The organism is Hominisplanchenecus murintestinalis, from assembly GCF_943193015.1.
Classification (GTDB): Bacteria; Bacillota; Clostridia; order Lachnospirales; family Lachnospiraceae; genus Hominisplanchenecus_A; species Hominisplanchenecus_A murintestinalis.
The window spans coordinates 1-21,123 of sequence record NZ_CALPCM010000010.1 but is presented as its reverse complement, the minus strand read 5'-3'; the positions used below and the strand labels follow the sequence as shown (position 1 = coordinate 21,123).

General features: G+C 45.5%; 15 protein-coding genes. 1 reads left to right on the top strand and 14 read right to left on the bottom strand.

The annotated features are described in order from the left end of the window. Window positions 1-131: 131 nt before the first annotated feature. The 10 genes from NFR99_RS05695 to NFR99_RS05650 all read right to left on the bottom strand — a co-directional run bounded on the left by NFR99_RS05695 (window position 132) and on the right by NFR99_RS05650 (window position 15,204). Entirely contained in the window at window positions 132-1,535 is a 1,404-nt protein-coding gene (locus NFR99_RS05695) for a glycine--tRNA ligase (protein ID WP_120484394.1), read from the bottom strand. A gap of 73 nt (window positions 1,536-1,608) precedes the next feature. Then, window positions 1,609-2,322 carry a hypothetical protein gene (locus NFR99_RS05690; protein WP_135975954.1) on the bottom strand — a complete coding sequence of 238 codons (714 nt, stop codon included), beginning with the start codon at window positions 2,320-2,322 and terminating at the stop codon, window positions 1,609-1,611. A gap of 62 nt (window positions 2,323-2,384) precedes the next feature. Next, a complete protein-coding gene (recO, locus tag NFR99_RS05685; RefSeq protein ID WP_120484396.1) occupies window positions 2,385-3,134 on the bottom strand; it encodes a DNA repair protein RecO in 750 nt (249 codons plus the stop codon). Further along, a complete protein-coding gene (era, locus tag NFR99_RS05680; protein ID WP_120484397.1) occupies window positions 3,134-4,042 on the bottom strand; it encodes a GTPase Era in 909 nt (302 codons plus the stop codon). Before era ends, recO begins: the two co-directional genes overlap by 1 nt. A gap of 11 nt (window positions 4,043-4,053) precedes the next feature. Next, entirely contained in the window at window positions 4,054-6,966 is a 2,913-nt protein-coding gene (locus NFR99_RS05675) for an insulinase family protein (protein ID WP_135975953.1), read from the bottom strand. Window positions 6,967-7,060: 94 nt separating this feature from the next. Further along, window positions 7,061-7,801: a FlgD immunoglobulin-like domain containing protein gene (locus tag NFR99_RS05670; RefSeq protein WP_135975952.1), complete on the bottom strand. Its 741-nt coding sequence runs from the start codon at window positions 7,799-7,801 to the stop codon at window positions 7,061-7,063. A gap of 89 nt (window positions 7,802-7,890) precedes the next feature. After that, on the bottom strand, window positions 7,891-11,433 hold the full coding sequence (gene nifJ / locus NFR99_RS05665) for a pyruvate:ferredoxin (flavodoxin) oxidoreductase (RefSeq protein WP_251353176.1): 3,543 nt from the start codon (window positions 11,431-11,433) through the stop codon (window positions 7,891-7,893). A 227-nt stretch (window positions 11,434-11,660) separates the two neighbouring features. Continuing rightward, complete coding sequence (locus NFR99_RS05660; protein ID WP_120484400.1) at window positions 11,661-12,077, bottom strand: DUF1284 domain-containing protein; 417 nt, start codon at window positions 12,075-12,077, stop codon at window positions 11,661-11,663. After that, entirely contained in the window at window positions 12,061-12,624 is a 564-nt protein-coding gene (locus NFR99_RS05655) for a biotin transporter BioY (RefSeq protein ID WP_135975951.1), read from the bottom strand. The genes NFR99_RS05660 and NFR99_RS05655 overlap by 17 nt, the downstream gene beginning before the upstream one ends. A 192-nt stretch (window positions 12,625-12,816) precedes the next feature. After that, window positions 12,817-15,204, bottom strand: coding sequence for an Ig-like domain-containing protein (locus NFR99_RS05650; RefSeq protein WP_251353175.1), 2,388 nt, complete (start codon window positions 15,202-15,204; stop codon window positions 12,817-12,819). Between the two features lie 189 nt (window positions 15,205-15,393). Here NFR99_RS05650 and NFR99_RS05645 point away from each other — a divergent pair, with 189 nt between their 5' ends. Continuing rightward, window positions 15,394-15,927 carry a dihydrofolate reductase family protein gene (locus NFR99_RS05645; RefSeq protein WP_158604888.1) on the top strand — a complete coding sequence of 178 codons (534 nt, stop codon included), beginning with the start codon at window positions 15,394-15,396 and terminating at the stop codon, window positions 15,925-15,927. Window positions 15,928-16,041: 114 nt separating this feature from the next. On the opposite strand, the gene asnB is transcribed toward NFR99_RS05645, so the two are convergent. The 4 genes from asnB to NFR99_RS05625 form a co-directional block, all read right to left on the bottom strand. After that, on the bottom strand, window positions 16,042-17,892 hold the full coding sequence (asnB, locus tag NFR99_RS05640; RefSeq protein ID WP_135975949.1) for an asparagine synthase (glutamine-hydrolyzing): 1,851 nt from the start codon (window positions 17,890-17,892) through the stop codon (window positions 16,042-16,044). An 86-nt stretch (window positions 17,893-17,978) separates the two neighbouring features. Next, a complete protein-coding gene (locus NFR99_RS05635; RefSeq protein ID WP_120484405.1) occupies window positions 17,979-18,557 on the bottom strand; it encodes a dipicolinate synthase subunit B in 579 nt (192 codons plus the stop codon). A gap of 58 nt (window positions 18,558-18,615) precedes the next feature. Continuing rightward, window positions 18,616-19,464, bottom strand: coding sequence for a dipicolinate synthase subunit DpsA (locus NFR99_RS05630; protein ID WP_251353174.1), 849 nt, complete (start codon window positions 19,462-19,464; stop codon window positions 18,616-18,618). 116 nt (window positions 19,465-19,580) lie between these two features. Next, on the bottom strand, window positions 19,581-20,804 hold the full coding sequence (locus NFR99_RS05625; protein WP_251353173.1) for a tyrosine-type recombinase/integrase: 1,224 nt from the start codon (window positions 20,802-20,804) through the stop codon (window positions 19,581-19,583). Between the last annotated feature and the right edge of the window lie 319 nt (window positions 20,805-21,123).

Here is a 21,123-nt window from a genome sequence, read left to right as displayed (position 1 = left end):
TATTATACTCCCATATTTTTTATGTGTATATTATAGAAATCTCCTAAAATTTTACTTTTTATTTGTACAAATTCTACAACTGTAAAAATCCCGCCATCACACGATAGCGGGATCTTCCTGGCTCTTACATTTTACATTTCAATTTCAAATTTATCCGCGAAATATGCCTCCAGCTCGTCAATCTTTACTCGAACCTGTTCCATAGAATCACGGTCGCGGACTGTCACCGCTCCGTCTGTCTCAGAATCAAAGTCATAGGTGACACAGAACGGCGTACCAATCTCATCCTGCCTTCTATAACGTTTTCCGATATTTCCCCTGTCGTCAAACTCACAGTTCCATTTTTTCGCCAGCTTCGCAAACACCTTTTCTGCACCCTCATTCAGCTTCTTTGAAAGCGGGAGCACACCGATTTTCACCGGAGCCAGAGCCGGGTGGAAATGAAGAACCGTACGCATATCCGGCTTCTCTTCTGTGCCGATATTCTCTTCATCATATGCACTGCACAAGAATGCCAGTACTACCCTGTCAGCGCCCAGAGACGGCTCAATCACATATGGGATATATTTTTCTTTCTTCTCATCATCAAAATAAGACATATCCTGGTTAGAAGTATTCTGATGCTGGGTCAAATCATAGTCTGTCCTATCTGCAATTCCCCAAAGTTCTCCCCATCCGAATGGGAAAAGGAATTCCAAATCTGTGGTAGCTTTACTATAGAAACACAGCTCTTCCGGTGAATGGTCGCGCGCACGCATCTCATCCTCTTTCATTCCCAGCGCTTTCAGCCAGTCAATACAGTATTTCTTCCAGTATGAGAACCATTCCAAATCCGTTCCCGGTTCACAGAAGAACTCCAGCTCCATCTGCTCAAACTCCCTGGTACGGAATGTAAAGTTACCCGGAGTAATCTCATTTCGGAAAGATTTTCCAATCTGCCCAATTCCAAACGGAATCTTCTTCCTGGATGTCCTCTGCACATTTTTAAAGTTCACGAAAATTCCCTGTGCTGTCTCCGGACGGAGATATACCGTATTTTTCGCATCCTCGGTAACGCCCTGGAACGTCTTGAACATCAGGTTAAACTGACGGATATCCGTAAAATTATGCTTTCCGCATGTCGGGCATGGAATCTCATGCTCGTCAATAAATGCTTTCATCTGTTCCTGGCTCCATGCATCCACGGACTCTTCCAATACAATGCCTTTCTCCTCACAGAAATCTTCAATCAGCTTATCTGCGCGGAAACGCTCGTGACACTCTTTACAGTCCATCAGCGGGTCAGAAAATCCTCCCAGATGCCCGGATGCCACCCAGGTCTGCGGATTCATCAAAATCGCACAGTCCACGCCTACATTATAGGGATTCTCTGTCACAAATTTTTTCCACCACGCCTGCTTTACGTTATTTTTCAGTTCCACACCCAGGTTTCCATAGTCCCAGGTATTTGCCAATCCTCCGTAAATGTCAGAACCGGGATACACAAACCCTCTGGACTTTGCCAGCGCTACGATTTTCTCCATTGTCTTTTCCATGATACACTCCTCACCTTTTCTTATTTATAGTTATTCCAAAGGACACGCCGCCGATGCACGGCCGCCTGCCTTCCTATTCATAAATAATGTATGCCAATGCTGTCTTTTCTTCTCCTTCTGTGTCAGACTCTACCACCGGCGTGATTTCCTGTACATCGCCTTCTGTCTCGGCGGTACTCTCGCTTGCCGGCTCTGTTTCTGTCTCGTTCTCCGTCCCGGTTCCTGCCATTCTCGCAGACTTTTTTCCGGTAACCTCTACATTGCTGCTCACATAAAGGATTTCCCCCGGAACTTCTACTGCCATCGGCTCAGAAAATACAACCATCGGGTGGTTGGCTCCCGCGAAAATCTCTTCCCGCTTTATCTCTCCTTCCACCGCTTCGCCTTTCTCCACCTGGCAAAACGTAGTCTCAAACCGATAACCGCCATTGTTGTAGCCGTCTGTAATGTCTCCCACATAAAAATCTACGTTATTAAACGCAGCATAATCCTTGTAGGAAGCATACTCCATAAACAGCTTTACATCTTTCTCTTCCCCAATCTCAAACTCTTCTACCGTAATGGTATCCTCTCCGGCGCCGGCGTTGTATTCTGCAACGCTCTCTTCCACGCTGGCTTTCAATTCTTCTCCATCGTAATAGCTCTGATCCAGTGTGTCAATCACCGCCGCCGTCACCGTGCCTTCCTTCCCCACAGACACAGCCGTTTCCTTCGGTGAAAACTTACTGCAGCCCGTCAGCACACAGAGTGCCAGGACTGCCAAAATCAATCCCTTCGTATTCTTCATTTATACCCTCCGAATAAAATTGTAGCAAACCTTATTATATAATCTAACTCTCCGATTTTCAACTAATAATTCAGGATACTCTGTAAAATCTCAAGTGACCTGAATGGCTTTTCTATATATTTCTTTCGAAAACGCTCTGTCACAGCCTGAAGTTCCCGCAATACTTCCGGCGTGACTGCAAACGTATAAAGCTTCTGCAGCGGCGATGAAATCACATACTGCAGTGCATATATAGCAGACTCACGCAGCGGCATACCTTCCTGATAATGAGAGGCGCAGGCACGGCATACCAGTCCGTCACGCTTAGGTACAAACATACACAATCCCTGCTCTCTTCCGCATTCAACACACTGAAACGTCTGAGGATATTCACCATTCACCATCATCGCCCGCAGCTCAAACACCGTGCGCACCAGTTCTTTCTCCAAATGAGGGTTCTGCAGCGCCCGCAGCGACAGATACAAAAGCTTCAGCAGCTCCGCATCATCATTATTTTCCCTGGCATAATAGTCTGCAAATTCCATAAAATAAAATCCATAATATGCGCCTTCAAAGTCTTCGGCCAGTTCCCTAAAATAATTCTTCACGTCTGCCTGTACCATCGTATACGCATTCCGCCCCTCATAAAAAGAAAATTCACCAAAACAAAACGGGTTCGCCGCCGCCAAAAGACTGCCATTCGGTTTCCGTGCCCCTCTGGCAAACGCGGTAATCTTTCCCCTCTCTTTTGTCAGCACCACCACCCGTTTGTCATATTCACCTATGGGAACCGCAGACAATACCATTCCCGTCAGCTTGAGCTGCTCCCTCATTATACTTCTTTCCTGTCATACCCAAAATTTTTCATAAGAAAATCACTGTCCCGCCAGTCCTTTTTCACCTTAACCCAGACTTGGAGATTCACTTTCATCTCCAGCATTGTTTCCATCTCATACCGGGCCGCTGCGCCGATTTTTTTCAGCATCGCGCCTCCCTTTCCGATAATGATGCCCTTATGGGAATCCTTCTCACAGATAATCGTAGCTTCAATATCCACAATACCGCCTTTTTTCCGCTCCTTCATCTTGTCAACAGAAACTGCAATCCCATGAGGAATCTCTTCCTTCAGGCAGCGCAGCGCTTTCTCGCGGATAAGCTCTGCCGCAATCTGCCGCTGAGGCTGGTCTGTTACCGTATCTTCATCATAAAACATCGGGCCGTAAGGCAGATACTTAAATACAGTATCAATAATATCCTGAGTGTTCGTCCCTTTCAATGCCGATACCGGAATAATTTCAGCAAAATCATAAATTTTCCGGTATTCGTCAATAAAAAGCAAGATTTCCTCTCTCTTTACCGTATCTATTTTATTAATCACCAAAATAACCGGCGTAGATGTTTTTGTAAGCTGTTCTGCAATATGCCTTTCTCCTGCACCGATAAACGTCGACGGCTCTACAAGCCAAAGCACCACATCTACCTCGCTCACAGTCCGTTCCGCCACATTTACCATGTATTCTCCCAGCTTATTTTTTGCCTTGTGGATTCCCGGCGTATCCAGGAAAATAATCTGCCCCTGTTCACAAGTATACACCGTCTGTATCCGATTCCGCGTCGTCTGCGGCTTATTCGATGTAATCGCGATTTTTTGCCCAATCAAATGATTCATCAGTGTAGACTTTCCTACATTTGGCCTTCCTATCAGCGTGACAAACCCTGATTTACAGCTTCTCTCATCCATGCTTTCCTCCTCTATCCCACAAAAGGAACCAGTGCTTTAAACAAATCCTTATCATTTTCCAGTTTTTCCTCATTTCCAATTACGCAGATTGCCCCCTGCGCCAAAACCGCAGCTAACAGATCAGCCAGTCCGCGGATAGCTTCCTGATCTGCTCCGAGCACCTGCTCCCGCTCTTTCTGAAAATCTTCCTCTGTGCGTCCAGACATATAGGCATACAGCGAACGGTTTCCCTTGGTTGCCGGAGTGAGCGGCACGTCCATATCGCTAATCGTACCGATAATATATTTCGTCATTTCACGCTCTGTCACCGTAAAATTCCTTACAGCTTCCACAGCTCCCTCAAACACCATATTGGTCTGCCTCAGATTCGGATCGCGGTAGGAAGTAAAATAGCTGTCCCCCATATAACTAAATCCGCTCATACACCCATAAGCGCCGCCTTTCACACGTACATTTTCCCAAAGATATCCATAGCCCATAATGACCTTCAGGACACGCAGCGCGCCTGTGTAAGAAAATCCTGCCATACGGTAATTTCCCGCTCTCGCCACAAACTGTATTTCTGCTGAATTCTGGAAGCCCTCATTTTTCAATCCAACAGCTTTTATTTGCTCCTGTACGGGAAGCTTACCTTCCGGCAGCTTTTCTTTTAGTTCTTTCACATACCCACAGACCGCCTCAAACCCTTCAACGTCAGCAGTGCAGCTTACCATCAAAGTATCCTTTCGAAACAGGGAAGAAACAAGCTCCTTCAATATGGCAATCAGCCCGGCTTTTCGTTCTTCAAAATGCTCCTCAATGTCCTCCACCAGCTTGTAGAACGTGATTCCCCCTAATGCCTCGTTATACGCTCCGACATTGGAAAAATACGACATGGCATGCAATACCGCCGTGGTATGGCCGCTGGAATTCAATACCATCTGAAGCCTGGATTTGAGCTGCGCAATAATTTCATAAAGACGCTTTTCATTGTCCAGGTTCGAAGTAAAAAGTATCTCCTCCACCATCTTTTTCACAAATCCCAGTTCTCCATAAAGCGTCTTTGCCTGTATGACCAATGCCGTCCGGTAATTCTCAGGCTCTTTCCAGTTTGGAAATACATCCAGCGACGCATAGATTCCTCCCGTCCGCATATTAATTTCATTAAACAGCTCCCCATAAGAGTAGTTCTCCGTATCAATCAGACCCAAAGTTGCTTTCAAAATTCCCAGATAGGGCTGGTATTCCTTCTTCACATATTTCGTGTCAAACAGCAGGTTTACATATGCAATACCATTCGTAAAAAGATTATGGTGGAGCAACAGTGTCTCTTCTATATAATGTTCCTGATTATACAAAGGCTGTGCTTCCCGCTTCAAATCAGACAGCGAAAGCATCGGCAGCGTTCTAAGCTGTTCTTCTGTATCCGGCGTTTCCTGAAATTCCTGAAGCTTCTTCGTCTTTTCCACCAGATCCTGAATTTCTTCCCTGCTCAGGGACGCCTTATAGTCCGCCAGTTTTTTTCTGCTTTTCTCCTCTTTCTTTGCTGTCATCCCTTTCTCTGGTTCGAGAATAACAAGGGAAACATGCGGATTCTCCAAAATATATTCCCGAATCAGTTCTTCAAAATATCCTGTTCCCACCTGCTGTTTCAGATAATCAAATATCGATATCTGAAACAGATAATCAAAAGGCTTCTCATCATCATAAAGCCAGGAATCCAGCAGATTAATTCCATACATCAATCCTTTCGGGAACGTTCCATAATCAGCTTCCCGAAAACGAAATTCCATGTAATTAATTCCCGCCCGGAGAGCTTTTTCATCCAGACCCTCAGCCACGGTTCTTTCGAGTTCCTCCCGGATAATCCTCATAAACGTCTCTTTCTGTTCCGGATTCGAATTCTTTACAATCACAGAAAACACCGGCTGATAAATACCGCAGTCATAAGTGCCCATAACGTCCTTTCCAACCTTCGCATCCAGGAGAACCTGCTTTAAATGCGCCCCCGGCGCGGAAAGCAGTGCATACTCCAGGACAGCAAAAGCATTGGACAGCTTCGCGTCAAGGCTGGTGCCTATCGAAGCATTAAATGAAAAATACGTATTATCCTCTGTAGAATCCGTACTGGACACAGAGTAATGTTTCCTCACCTCGCGCATCTTCTCAAATGCAGGCTGTCGGACAATCTCTGAACCAACCTCCATCGCGTCATATTTGCTGAGATATTCCTTATCCAGCCACCCCAGCCGTTCTTCCACATCCATATCTCCATAAAGATAGATATAACTATTTGACGGGTGATAATACTTCCCATGAAATCCCAGAAACTCAGAGAATTTCAAATCCGGAATATATTCCGGGTCTCCCCCCGACTCATTGCTATACGTGTTATCCGGATAAAGCGAATTCTGAACCTCCCTGTCCAGCATGTCCTCCGGAGAAGAAAATACCCCCTTCATCTCATTGTACACCACACCGTTATATGTCAATTCGTCCTCCGGGCTTTCCAGCTGATAGCTCCAGCCTTCCTGCCGGAAAATTTCTTCTTTCTCATATATATTCGGATAAAATACCGCGTCCATATATACATCCATCAGATTTTTAAAGTCTGCATCATTACAGCTCGCCACCGGATACAGAGTCTTATCCGGATAGGTCATGGCATTTAAAAATGTATTCATAGAACCTTTCGCCATTTCCACAAAAGGATCCTTTGACGGAAACTTCCTGCTCCCGCAGAGCACACTGTGCTCCAGAATATGAGCCACCCCGGTGCTGTCCGGCACCGGAGTACGGAACCCTATATAAAACACTTTATTTTCATCATCATTTGACAGTACACAGATACGCGCACCGCTCTTTTTATGTCGGAAAAGATATCCATCTGAATGGACATCATCTATTCTTTCCTGCTTTAACTGTTCATAACCTGAAATTTCCATGTAAAACCTCCGTACTCTTTTTTCTGAATCGTTACCGAAAGTATAGCATTTATTCATGAAAGATGCAAACCTGTTCGTTTCTCCTCTATGGCACTCATTTTATTACACACAGCTTTGTCTCTCTAATGACTTCTTTTACTTTCTTCCCTATCTGAGGATACACACTGACTTTAACTGTATATTCCCCTGCCGGAACATATCCAGACGTTTTGAGCTTTGCAGTATTCTTTTTTGAAGGCTTTCCGTCCCACTCAAATGTATAAGTCTTTGAACCGCTTTCTCCATAACTCTTTTTATACACTACTTTTCCTTTTTCATCCAAAATCCGCAGGATGGTCTTTACAGGCACATCCGTTTTAATAAATGCCTTCAGTTTCACACTGTTCCTCTTTCCAGGCTTAAACGCGCTTCCCTTACGTGGAACAGCCGTCTTCAGATATTGTATTTTAGGCTCCACGTATTTCTGCACGGTAAACATCCATGCGCGCCTTTTCCCATCCACTGTATAAGTAAACAGGTTGCCCTGAGGTTTGTCCCCCGGCTTCATTTTTACAGATGCGAAATGAAAATTTCCATATCTCCCGCTAGTATTCTTCCTCACGGAAAATGTCACGCTCTTTGATTTTTCACTGACATAAATGACTGACTGATTTGCGTAATACGAAGTATATCCATAAGGCGTTTTTCCATATTTCATTTCAATTACCTGTGTTGTCCGCCCATCTTTCACTACAATATCAAACAGACGCTGTGCCGCTTCCGCTTTTGCCTGCGGCACAAGAATTACCATACACAAAAATACCGACGCCAATATCCATCGCCTAAATTTTCTCATATAGCGCTCCTTCTCAATTCTTTAAAACAGGGGGGATGCTGCAAATGCAACATCCCCCGCCAAAAATTTTTATATTCTACAAAACTCTTTTACTCCTCGCTGCCATACAGAGTAATCAACTTATTCAGATATGCATATCTTTCCTTCGCTTCACTCTCATTCTTCGCAAAGAGCCTCTTAGCCTTTTCAGGATTTGAGCGCATCAGGGAGTTATAACGAACTTCTCCGTTCAGGAACTCCTGATAATCTCCTTCCGGAGCCTTGCTGTCTAAGGTAAATGCCGGTTTTCCTTCTGCCTTCAATGCAGGATTGAAGCGGAAGTTATGCCAGTAACCACACTTAACAGCCAGCTCTTCCTCGGTCTGAGCCTTGCTCATTCCTTTCTTAATACCATGATTAATACATGGTGCATATGCGATAATCAATGATGGACCCGGATATGCCTCTGCCTCTGCAATTGCTTTTACAGTCTGGTTGAAATCAGCACCCATAGAAATCTGTGCTACATATACATAACCATAGCTCATTGCAATGCTTGCCATGTCTTTCTTCTTCACTTCTTTACCGCCTGCTGCGAACTGTGCCACTGCACCTGTCGGTGTAGACTTAGAGGACTGTCCGCCTGTATTGGAGTAAACCTCGGTATCAAATACCATAACATTGATATCCTGTCCGCTTGCCAGTACGTGGTCAACACCGCCGAAACCGATATCATATGCCCAGCCGTCGCCGCCGAATACCCACTGTGACTTCTTAGCCAGGAAGTCTTTATCTTTCAGGATTGCCTGCGCTTTTTCACATCCGCATGCTTCTAATGCAGCTACCAGCTTGTCCGTAGCCGGCCCGTTCAAAATACCGGATGAGAACGTATCCAGCCATTCCTGTCCTGCTGCTTTTACAGCTTCATTCTCACCGTTTGCTACAACATCTTCCACTTTCGCTTTCAGACCGTCCCTCAATGCCTTCTGAGCCAGCAGCATACCATATCCGAACTCTGCGTTATCCTCAAAGAGTGAGTTGCCCCATGCAGGACCCTGGCCTTTTGCATTTACCGTGTACGGTGTAGACGGTGAGGAGTTGCCCCAGATAGAAGAACAGCCCGTAGCATTTGCAATATACATTCTATCGCCAAACAGCTGAGTGATCAGTTTTGCATACGGTGTCTCACCGCAGCCTGCACACGCGCCTGAGAACTCAAGCAGCGGCTGTTTAAACTGGCTTCCCTTAACGGTATTCTCTTTAAATTTCTCAACAACGTCAGCCTTTGCCGGCAGTTCTACTCCATAATCGAAATACTTCTGCAGACCTGCATTTGCTTCCATATTCTCCATAGCCAGAGCTTTCGCACCCTTCTTGCCCGGACATACATTTGCACAAGAACCACATCCGGTACAATCATATGCAGACATAACGATTGCGAACTTGTAGTTCGGCATACCTGTCATCGGCAGAGTCTTCATTCCCTCCGGTGCCGCAGCTGCCTCTTCCTCTGTCAGCGCAACCGGACGGATAACTGCGTGAGGACATACATATGCACAGCGGTTACACTGAATACAATTCTCCGGCTGCCATACAGGAACATCTACTGCGATGCCGCGTTTCTCATAGGCAGAAGAACCTGACGGTGTCGTTCCATCCACATAATCTTTAAATGCGGATACCGGAAGCGTATTTCCTTCCTGCGCATTTACTTTGCTCTGGATATTATTTACAAAATCAACAACATCTTTCCTGCCGCCTTCTGCGTGGGTCATAACCAGGCCCTCGTCTGCCGCGTCTTTCCAGCTTTCCGGAACCGCTACTTCCACAACCTGTTTTGCACCTGCATCAATAGCGTCATAATTCATCTGTACGATCGCATCACCTTTTCTTCCGTAAGTTGCTTTCGCTGCCGCTTTCATCAGCTCGATTGCCTGCTCCTCCGGAATGATGTTTGCAAGTTTAAAGAATGCTGACTGGAGAACCGTATTGATACGTCCGCCAAGCCCGATTTCTTTACCAATCTTAATACCGTCAATCACATAGAACTTAATGCCGTGATTTGCAATAAAGCTCTTCACCTGGCCTGGAAGATGTTTCTCAAGGCCTTCTGCATCCCACGGGCAGTTCAGCAGGAATGTACCTCCGTCTACCAGTTCCTGAACCATGTTATATTTATTAATATAGGACGGATTATGGCATGCCACAAAGTTTGCCTGCTTAATCAGGTAAGTAGACTTAATCGGGCTCTTACCGAAACGCAGGTGAGACATAGTAACGCCGCCTGATTTCTTGGAATCATAGTCAAAGTATGCCTGTGCATACATATCTGTATTATCACCGATAATCTTGATAGAGTTCTTGTTCGCGCCTACCGTACCGTCTGCTCCCAGACCCCAGAACTTACAGTTAATGGTTCCTTCCGGCGTCGTAACAAGCGGCGCGCCGCACTCCAGTGAGAGATGTGTCACATCGTCCTCAATACCGATAGTAAACTTCTGTTTCTCTGTATTGTGGTATACAGCTACGATCTGCGCCGGAGTCGTATCCTTGGATCCTAAACCATAACGTCCTGTAAACACTGGCACCGCATCAAACTTCGTTCCCTTGAGCGCTGCCACAACATCCAGATACAGCGGTTCGCCAAGCGCTCCCGGCTCTTTCGTTCTGTCTAATACGCTAATCCGCTTAACGCTCTCAGGAATTGCGGCAACCAGGGCTTCTGCAGAAAATGGCCTGTAAAGACGAACCTTCACAACACCAACCTTCTCGCCTGCTGCCGTCAAGTAGTCAATCGTCTCATCAATAGTATCGCATACAGACCCCATTGCAATAATCACATGCTCTGCGTCTGCTGCACCATAGTAGTTGAATAATTTGTAATCTGTACCAATCTTCTCATTTACCTTGTCCATATATTTCTGGACAACTGCCGGAAGCGCATCATAGTATGGATTACATGCTTCCCTTGCCTGGAAGAAAATATCCGGGTTCTGTGCGGAACCTCTCTGGCACGGATGATTCGGGTTCAGTGCATTTCTTCTGAATGCATCAATGGCATCCATATTTACCATTTCCTTCAGGTCTTCATAATCCCATGTCTCGATTTTTTGAATCTCATGAGAAGTACGGAATCCGTCAAAGAAATTAATAAACGGAATACGCCCTTCGATTGCAGCCATATGAGCGACAGCCGTCAAATCCATAACCTCCTGGACGCTGGACTCACAGAGCATCGCGCATCCGGTCTGACGGCATGCATAAACATCGGAGTGGTCGCCAAAGATCGATAATGCATGGCTTGCCAGTGCACGCGCGGAAACATTGAACACACCTGGAAGCTGCTCACCTGCAATTTTGTACAGGTTCGGAATCATCAGCAGCAGACCCTGGGACGCTGTGTATGTGGTCGTCAGCGCACCTGCTGCCAGAGATCCGTGTACCGTACCTGCCGCACCTGCCTCAGACTGCATTTCCGTTACCTGAACTTCCTGTCCGAAGATATTTTTCCTTCCCTGGGTAGCCCATTCGTCAGTAGCTTCAGCCATAACAGATGACGGGGTGATTGGGTAAATAGCTGCTACATCCGTAAACGCATAAGATGCATGAGCCGCAGCATGGTTACCATCCATGGTTTTCATTTTTCTTGCCATTTTTGCTTTTCCTCCTTATTTTTTGGACTCGCATAGAATCCTTTCATACATATTTCCTATGTTTTGCCATATGTGTTAATCATAGCACAAAACACTGGAAATGTCCATTTCCCTTCATGCGGAAAATGGACATTTCTTTGTTTTTTTCACCATACAAAATATTAAACTTCGTGACTTTTCACAAAACATATCGCTGCCCTCTGCAGCCATGCCGCAAAAGACCTCCTTTAAATATACATGTTCTTTAGGCCTCTCCGGTATTTTTCCCAGGAGCACAACCCCCTTTCCCGCCATTCACAGTCTTGGCAGGACTCTAAAAAGACTGTTTCCGTCACCGCATTCTCTGCTCTTTGAAGCAGTAATCGAAAAGTAAAGCATTCTCCTTCCAATCCCAGAGATTCATACAGCCGCCTGTCCTTTTCCCTGACTCTGTCCCCTGACTCCCGGCAAAATTTCCCGTCTTTCAGATTTGGGCATCTCTCACATATCATATCCGGGGCGCACACCAGTGAAATCTTCTCGTCTGCATGTGCCTTGAGATATTCTATCTGCGCTTCCATATTTCTGCTGAAGCTATCGCTATACCCATATCCCTGAAACAGCGGAATGCACAGCAGATGATGTACTCTAAGCTTTCTTTGCATAAGTCAATATGTTTGCCGCATTCAAAGCCTTTCGCAGAATTTCCCCTATTACAAATGCCAGCGCTACAGAAACAATGCCTTTAAGCAGAAAAGGAACTGATACAAGAACTGCCGATTCCACAAAAGACACCTGTGTCAGCACCATAAACTGCAAAACGCCCAGGACATGGCAGACTGCCAGGCCCGCAAGTCCACAGATTCCTCTAATTCCTTTGTTCTTCTGAGCCGCTCCCAGCCCGCACAGCAGCGCCATGAAAATAAACCCAAAAATAAAACCGCCTGTTTTTCCCAGCAAAACCCCCAGTCCGCCGCTCATTCCTGAAAATACCGGAACCCCCGCCGCACCCAGAAGCAGATAAACAAGCGCTGATAATGCGCCCAGCTTCCACCCCAGCACTGCGCCTGCCAAAGCTACTGCAAACGTCTGCAGTGTCATGGGCACACCTGACGGCATAGGAATCGCAATCTGAGACATGACTGCCAGCACCGCTGCAAACATTCCCACCAGAATAATCGATTTTGTTGACAATTGTTTTTTACCTTCCATAGTATCTCTCCTCGCACATCCTTCGAATTGTCAACTCTCATTATCTTCCGGTTGACTATTGTCATTATAGTAGATCCCCTCTCTATTGTCAACCAAATTATCTCTATAGTTAACACTATATTTCTAACGAAACGCTGCTGCTCCACATTCAAGTTCTCATTTAACGGAAAGTTACTTACTCCAGGCCACTCCCTATTTCACTGTTACCGCTATCCTGGCTTTTTTCCCATTAAAGCTGCGGGCAGTGATTATTGTTTTTCCTTTTTTCAAAGCCCTGATTTTCCCATCCGCCCCTACTGCCGCCACTTTTTTTCTGCTGCTGGTAAAGGTAATTTTGTAGCTGCCGGACTTTGCCGGAAATCTAACTTTTATCCTGCTGCTCTCTCCGGCTTTCAGAGTTTTTTTCCTAGCTGAAAACATAATTTTAGCAGGCGCCTTTTTCACACGGATACTCAAATTAGCGGACGTTCCTTTTGCAGTACGCACAGTAATCACCGCACGTCCCACTTTTTTCGCCTTGACTTTCCCCTGTGCATCCACTGACGCTATCCTGGGATTAGAGGAAATATACGACACTTTACTTCCTTGTGGGCGAACGGCAGGTATCAGCAGAACTTTTTCCTTCTTCCCCATAGTAATGCTCTTTACTGCTTTTTTCCCTATCTTTATACTTACCGTTTCCGGCTTGGTATCTTGTTTCGTTTCTTCCTTCTTTGTTTCTGTCGTGCCTGGCGCCTCTGAAGGTCTTTCCTGGTCTGTTTCCGTCATTTTTTCCGTTTCCGATTTCGATGGTTCTTGTGGATTTGACGGAGCCCCGGGTTCTGTCTCTTCTGGAACCGGCGCTTTCACATATACTGCTGCCCTTCTGGAACCCTCCACTGCACCCGCAGCGTTCACCACTGCATAATACATACCTTCCTCCACCGGCTGTCCGGCCGAATTTTTTCCATCCCAATAAAAATTACGATAGCAATTTCCTCTTTCGAGTACATTTCCATGTCCTATCGCCTGGTAGTCTGTAGGCACAACCTGCATCAACATATTTTTTCCCAAAATCTTTACAGGCTCACTTCCCTGCTCCGCATAGTCTGCTTCACTGTATATATAGCAGCTCAGATAAGGCGTCGCTTCATCCGGGTCTTCCGTAATGCCGAAATCCGCCCGGATGACCAGTTCATTTCCACCTCCTGAGGTGAAAATCCCGACGCCTTCTGGTTCCCCTTCCTTATAATGGCTGCCTGAAAATATCAACCGAAAATTTTCCTCCAGACCACTGCCTGACGTTCCCTCCAGCACAAAGGGCAAAAGATAACGAAGTTCCTGGCCCGGCAGCCGTACAGCTGCATAATACTTCCCCTCATCCAAACTATCCGCCGGAATATGTACAACATATTCCTTCCCCAACTGTCCTTCACATGCAATCTGCCCTTCTGCCGCTTTCCAGACGCCATCCCCCTCTTTTGGTGTCTCTGCTGCCCGCAGCGCCTGCATAGCCCAGGCTCCCAGATCTTCCGTATCCCCCTGATAAACCGCATATTCCGCCAGCACTCCCTGTTTCATATGGCCAAACAGTTTTACGATCGCATTGCCTGCAGAATCCTTAGCAGGAACAATATTTCCAAAAGCTGCGCCGGGTGTAAGCCCTTCTCCCACGGGGAGAAAGCTCCTGCTGTCATTCGCCGGATAACACCTTACATGATTCGCTGTATAATGATACGTATTCTCTATGTATCTTGTAATCTCTTCCAATGATATTTCCCCATCCAGATTATAATCTGCAGATGCCGTATCTAAACCATATCCTGTCTCTTTCCCAACCCTCGCCGGATTCACACCGCACCCGTAGGAAAGCGTTGCAGTAAACAGCCCTGTCTCAACAGCTTCTTCCTCCAGCGTCTCATTACTTTCACTGATTTTCTGCTGCCAGCAAAGCTCTTCTTCCCCCGCCGCCATCAAAAGCTGAAACCCTGAACTTGTCAGCGCTGAGCGCGCACGAGTCCCGCAGTCTGAAACCGCCTCCTGAAATGCATCCACAAAATCTTCTGCAAATCCTTCTGATACGGACGTCTCCTGCACATTCCGGCTCACCATCCCCCCGGAATAGCAGCAATCCATCACCAGTATATTTCTTCCCTTAACTCCCTCAAAAGCCGCTGCCAAGTCCTTGGCAGTCATATATTGGCCTTTCGCCAAAAAAAGCGTTGACTCCTTCGCACCCCCGCTTCCTTTCTGCACCCCATGTCCTGAATAGTAGAAATAATTAATATCTCCATCCTCTGCGTCTTTAAACGTTTCATAAACAACCTTCTGTACACCTGCAACTGTATCTGCCCCCTCCTTTCTTTTCACCACTGTTTCTGCAAGCAATTCGCCGTATGCCTGCTCCAGAACACGTCTGAAATTCTCTCCGTCATTTTCCGGTGCAGGGCTTAAACTATTATATGAATCGTTATACTCCCCCCTGGTCACAAGCAATACACGTGCTTTTCCTGAAGCCCCCTGCGCATCCTTTCCAAAAACTATTGCCCCTAATAGCATTAGAAAAATCCCAACTCTTACTACCCTTTTCCTTATGTCCATCCCTCTGCTCCTCTACAAATAGTGATTCCACTATAACACACCCCTGTACTTTTTAACAACTTTCATCTTGAGCTTTTTTTACTTTCGTAGTATATTAGTTACTACACATGAGGTAAACAGTAACCTGATGTTACCGTTACTTCAGAAATAACGTCTGCATCCGGCAGACAGAAAATGGAGGCTTATTTTATGGCCAGAAAAGTAATTTTGTACATTTCAGTAAGTTTAGACGGATATATTGCCGACCAGTACGGTTCTGTCAGCCAGCTTGTAGGTAAATCCGAAGAATACAGCGGAGATTACGGATATGAAGAGTTCATCTCCGGAACAGATACCATTCTAATGGGAATGAATACTTATCGACAAATTACAGAAGAGCTTTCACCAGATACCTGGCCTTACCCGACTCTGAAAAGCTATGTCTTTACCCACAAGGAAATGGATGACCAAAGAGGCATCGCTTTCATACAGCGGCGCCCCGAAAAGTTTCTGGCAGAGTTGAAAGCACAGTCAGGCAAACATATCTGGGTCTGCGGCGGCTCCAATCTCGCCAATCAGCTTATAGCTGCCGGAATGATTGATGAATTCCATCTGCATATTATGCCGGTTGTACTGGGCGGCGGCATCCCGCTGTTTGACAGGGCGCACCCGAACTTGAGGCTCTGTATTGAAAATGTCAAAGAAACCAACGGTGTCATTGATATTACCTACAGCTGCTCGTAAACATAATTCCTGCCCCCGCATATGCCATACGAACAATCTTTTGCACCGCATATGCAGGGGCAGAATTCTTTCTATTTATCCGTTAACTCCCTTCCCCGGTAAGCCATTCTCTGCTCACAATATCTGAATCTGATATTTTTCCAGCCAATAATTAATCTGCAGAATATATGCAAGCATCTGAGGACCTGCCATCAGCTGCCCATACCAAGGCTTTCCATAATCCGATGGGCTGTCAAGAAACTTCCGAACCTTCTGTGTATCAAGAAGGCTGCGCACCGGAGCCTGCGGCTCTGAAATCACTTCTTTTAATTTTTCTCCCAACAGCTTTTCATACGCCGGATCGTAAGTCTTCGGATAAGGGCTCTTTTTCCGCCAAAGTACCTCTTCCGGCACCAGCCCCGCAGCAGCATGACGCAGCAGCGCCTTAGCGATCCCCCCATGACTTTTCATCTCCCACGGCACGTTCCATAAATATTCCACAATACGGTGATCTGCAAAAGGCACGCGGGCCTCCAGTCCCGAGTGCATACTGGTTCGGTCCATCCGATCTAACAGTGTCACCATAAACCATCTCAGATTCAGATAAGAAATCTCCCGCCTGCGTGCTTCTTCGGCAGATTCGCCAAAAAGCTGCGGCGTCTCTTTCACTGTGCGCTCATAGGCTGTATGCGCATACTCTTCCAATGGCAGTTCCCGAAGCATATCATCACTAAGCAGCTGTTTTCGCGGCTCCATACTTGGCGTCCACGGGAAATGCTCCCCTTCAAACGCCTCCCTGCTGTGGAACCAGGGATATCCGCCAAAAATTTCATCCGCACATTCCCCTGTAAGCGTTACTGTATTATACCCCTTCACCTGAGAACAGAAATATAGCATAGATGACTCTACATCTGCCATGCATGGTAAATCCCTGGCATCTACCGCCTTAAACAGATACTCATATTGCAAAATGTTACTGCATTCCAAAAAGCGGTGATTCGTCTGAGAGGATTCTATCATCTTTTCCACCCATGGGCGGTCTTCCCCCGGCTGAAATGCATTGGCGCGAAAATAGCGGCTATTGTCCTGGAAATCAAAGGAAAACGTATTCAGTACCTTCCCCTGGCGATGCAGCTCCCTGGCACAGATTGCCGTTACCAGGCTGCTGTCTATCCCTCCTGACAAAAACGTGCTGACAGGAATATCAGAAAGCATTTGCTTTTTTACGGAATCCTCCACCAGCCATGCTGTATGTGCTACCGTCTCATCAAAAGACTCCTCATGCAAATGACTTTCCAGTTTCCAATAAATAACCGATTGAATACCTTCCCGGCTGCAACACAGATATTCTCCGGGGAGCACCTCACGAACTCCCTGAAATACTCCTCTGCCGTAAGATTTTGCAGGACCCAGCGCAAATATTTCACACAAGCCATCCCTGTCAAGGATAGGCTTCACCCCCGGATAGGCAAACAGCCCTTTTATTTCAGAAGAAAATACCAACATCCCTTCTTTCATGGTATAAAACAACGGCTTTACGCCAAGCCTGTCACGGAAAAGAAAAAGTCTTTCTGTTCGGGAATCCCATATGGCAAACGCGAAAATCCCGTTGAGCTTTTTCACATATTCTTCTCCATAGCGGAGATATCCCTGAAGAATGACTTCCGTATCACTTTCCGTCTCAAATACAGCTCCCTCTGACAAAAGCTCCTCTTTCAGCTCCGGCATATTATAAATCTCACCATTGTATACAATCGTGCATTCCCCGCCATCCTTTCGACAGGTCATTGGCTGATGCCCTGTCACCAAATCAATGATTTTCAAACGGACGTGCGCAAGTCCGCAGCCCTGTTTCAAATAAACCCCCTCATCATCCGGTCCCCTATGTCTCTGGACGCGGTTCATCTCATCAAGTATGGGCAGCCATCTGTTCTTCTCATCTTCTAAAACAATTGAAGGGTTACAAAATCCTGCAATTCCGCACATGCAGTGTTCTCCTTTCTACTACAATCTCTTACAACATACAGGCAGCAGACCAGCCTGGCACACAGGTCGTCTGCTGCTTACGCGATTCAGCAGAGAATCGGCTGATATTGCCGTCCCTCTATAGCTGCCTCCACCGCCGGAAGCAGATATTCTGTATTAGCAATCATAGAATTCGGCTTCTTCTCTGGATTATCCTGTCCAAAAGGCACAAAATAAATGTGTTTGGCATTGAGCAGAAGACCGATATTTTTCATGTTCATACCTAGTGCGTCATTTGTAGAAATTGAAAGCACTAACGGCTTCTCATTCCTCAAATGTGCTTTTGCAGCCATCAGCACTGGTGAATCCGTAATGCCATTTGCCAGCTTTGCAATGGTATTCCCCGTACACGGCAGGATAATCAATACATCCAGAAGGCTTCCCGGGCCAATCGGTTCCGCCTGTGCAATCGTACGTATCGCTGATTTTCCGGTAATCCGCGCTGCTTCCTCCAGAAAATCATCTGCACGTCCAAATCGGCTGTCAATAGACTGTGCCGCATCTGAAAAAATGGTCGTAACTTCTGCCCCTTCATCTATCAGCTTCTGTAAATCCTGGAATGCTTTCCGATAGGTGCAGAAAGATCCTGTAAATGCCACACCGATTTTCTTTCTTTTTAATGACATAAATTTCCTCTCCTCAATATTCTAAATTATTTTTGTAAAAGCCCTGCCAAACTGTTATCTATTTTCCAATAAGATAACGCACAATTGCCTCTGCGGAAGATGCAGGCGCATATTTCCCAGGAAGCCCCGGCAACAGCCATGCAGAAATCCCCAATTCCTCCGCCGCTTCAAATTCTACTCCTCCCGGAGCCGACGCTATATCAAAAATACAAACCGCAGAATTCATATTTTCTATCATCCTGCGGTTCAAAATCATAGCTGGAACCGTATTAAAAATAAAATCATAATCCGGAAGCGCAGCCTCAAGTTCTCCAAATTCAAAAGCTTTATCTGCCAAAATAGCCGCCTCCGCCAATTGCGCAGGATTTCTGGCGCAAACCTGAACCTGGCAGTGCATGCCTTTCAAAAGCGCCGTCAGTGTCCGCGCGCATTTTCCATAGCCCAGCACCAGGCACCTGCTGCCATGAAGATTTCTCGGACTCTTCATTACGGCTTCTGCCACCGCTCCTTCTGCAGTAGCAATTGTGTTATAAACCGCAATTTCTTCCTGCTTCATAATATCAATCGCCTCTGCCCCTTTATCTGACACAGCATATGCAAACTCTTCCGAAATACATCCTGCGTAAAACTTCTGCCCTTCCTTAAGACAGTCCAAAAGCTCTGTCAGAGGAAAGGCGCCTTCACCACTTTTCTGGTTTAAATAAAGCCTGTCAACAGACAGCGGCACCGGGGCAAGAACCACACGTGCAGAGCAGACTGCCTCCCTAAGCTCCTGTTCCGGCAATCCCTCATCACCGCAGAGCAGCGCACAACACACCCTGTATCCCCGTTCTTTTAACATCCGGGCAGCATAAACCTGCCGCATATCCCCGCCAATAACAGCAAAATCACAGGATCCCGTATTCATATTCAATAGACACCTCCCACAAAACTTTACTGTCATCCATAATATATGCGGCATGGAAGCAGATTGCGCTACTCTACATCGGCTTTTGTTGTAAAACTGTTGTACCTTTTTATACTCTACGAAATTATCATTTTCCCCTCCATATTTTTCATGGTTTCCTTTGCTTTATCTAATGTCACATGATTATATATGTTCATTGTCACCCCTACATTGCTATGTCCCATAATCTCCTGAATCACCTTTACGTTCGTTTCATTTTCGCAGAATCTGGTGCAAAATGTATGCCGCATCACGTGGGCAGATAAATGTGGAAGAACAATAGGATGGCGTTTTTCCTCTTCCGCCGCTCGTTCTTCCAATTTATTGTATTTTCTGCATATCCGGTTGAGCATTGCATTTATTTCATTTGTCAGAAATACCTTGCCCGTTTCTTTTACAAACACAAAGCCGCTATAACCATCTATCATACATTCTTTGCTGCTTTGGCTCATGAAGCTGTGTTCCCTTTGCTTTAATAACTGCCAGCGGACATCTTCCATCATTGGAATTACTCTTTTACCACTTTCCGTTTTCGGTTTCGATATATGTAGTTTATATCCATCTCCATAATTATCATATCTCAAAGAATGTGTAACATAAATCAAGCCATCCTTAAAATCAAGATTTTCCCAAGTCAGTCCCAGACATTCCCCAATTCTCATTCCTGTCCCCAGAAGAGTCGTAAACAAGGGCAAATAATGGCGATACACTTTATCCTTTGATACAAAATTGACAAAACGCCTTTGTTCATCAATGGTCATGGCCCTCCTATTTGCCGCCTCTGTCTGCGGTATCCTGGCCATTGCATTTTTACATGGGTTTTTTCTTATTAGATCATCTTCTATTGCCATTTCAAAACATGGCTGCAACGCGGCATTAATTACACCTACTGTTCTGCTGGACAATCCCTTTTCCAACAAATGATTATAAAATCTCACAATATCACTGCTTCTTATATCAGAGATTGCCCTTTCCCCTATATCCGCACTTTTTATGTGATTTTTCCAATAACTCTTATAAAGCACTTCTGTACTCTTCCTTATTGTTTTATGATTCTCCAGGTACTTACGAAACAAAATATTCAGTGTTATCTTTTTAGACTCCCCTGTTCTTATTCCGTCTCTCAAATCTCTTATAATCATTTTTTCTTTTTCTCTTAACCCTGCTAAGGTTAAATCATAAATGCATTGCCTTTTGCCGACGGAATCCGTATACTGATATTGATATCTACCGTCTTTTCTCTGACTTTCTCCCACCCTTAAAATTCTGCCTTTGTTATCTGTTCGTCTTTTCATTGCCATGTTTCATCTCTCCTCTTTCAAAGTCACATATTCCACAACATCTACATACCAAACAGCTCCAGCCTTAACTTGCTGCGGAAATAAATATATGTTTTACAGTATCCATCCTATTATGCACCAAACTCAGACTTTGATGTATTTTTGTTGTAAAATACTCTGTATTTTTTACATAAAAGATTTTTAATCCCTTTTATTTTCAATATCTAGTGAAGATTTTCTTTATAATTTATACACAAAATAATACCTTAAGACTCCGGGTAGAGAGGATGATGACGAAGATGAAACAAAGGTAGTACTGAGCAATAACAACTTTACCGAA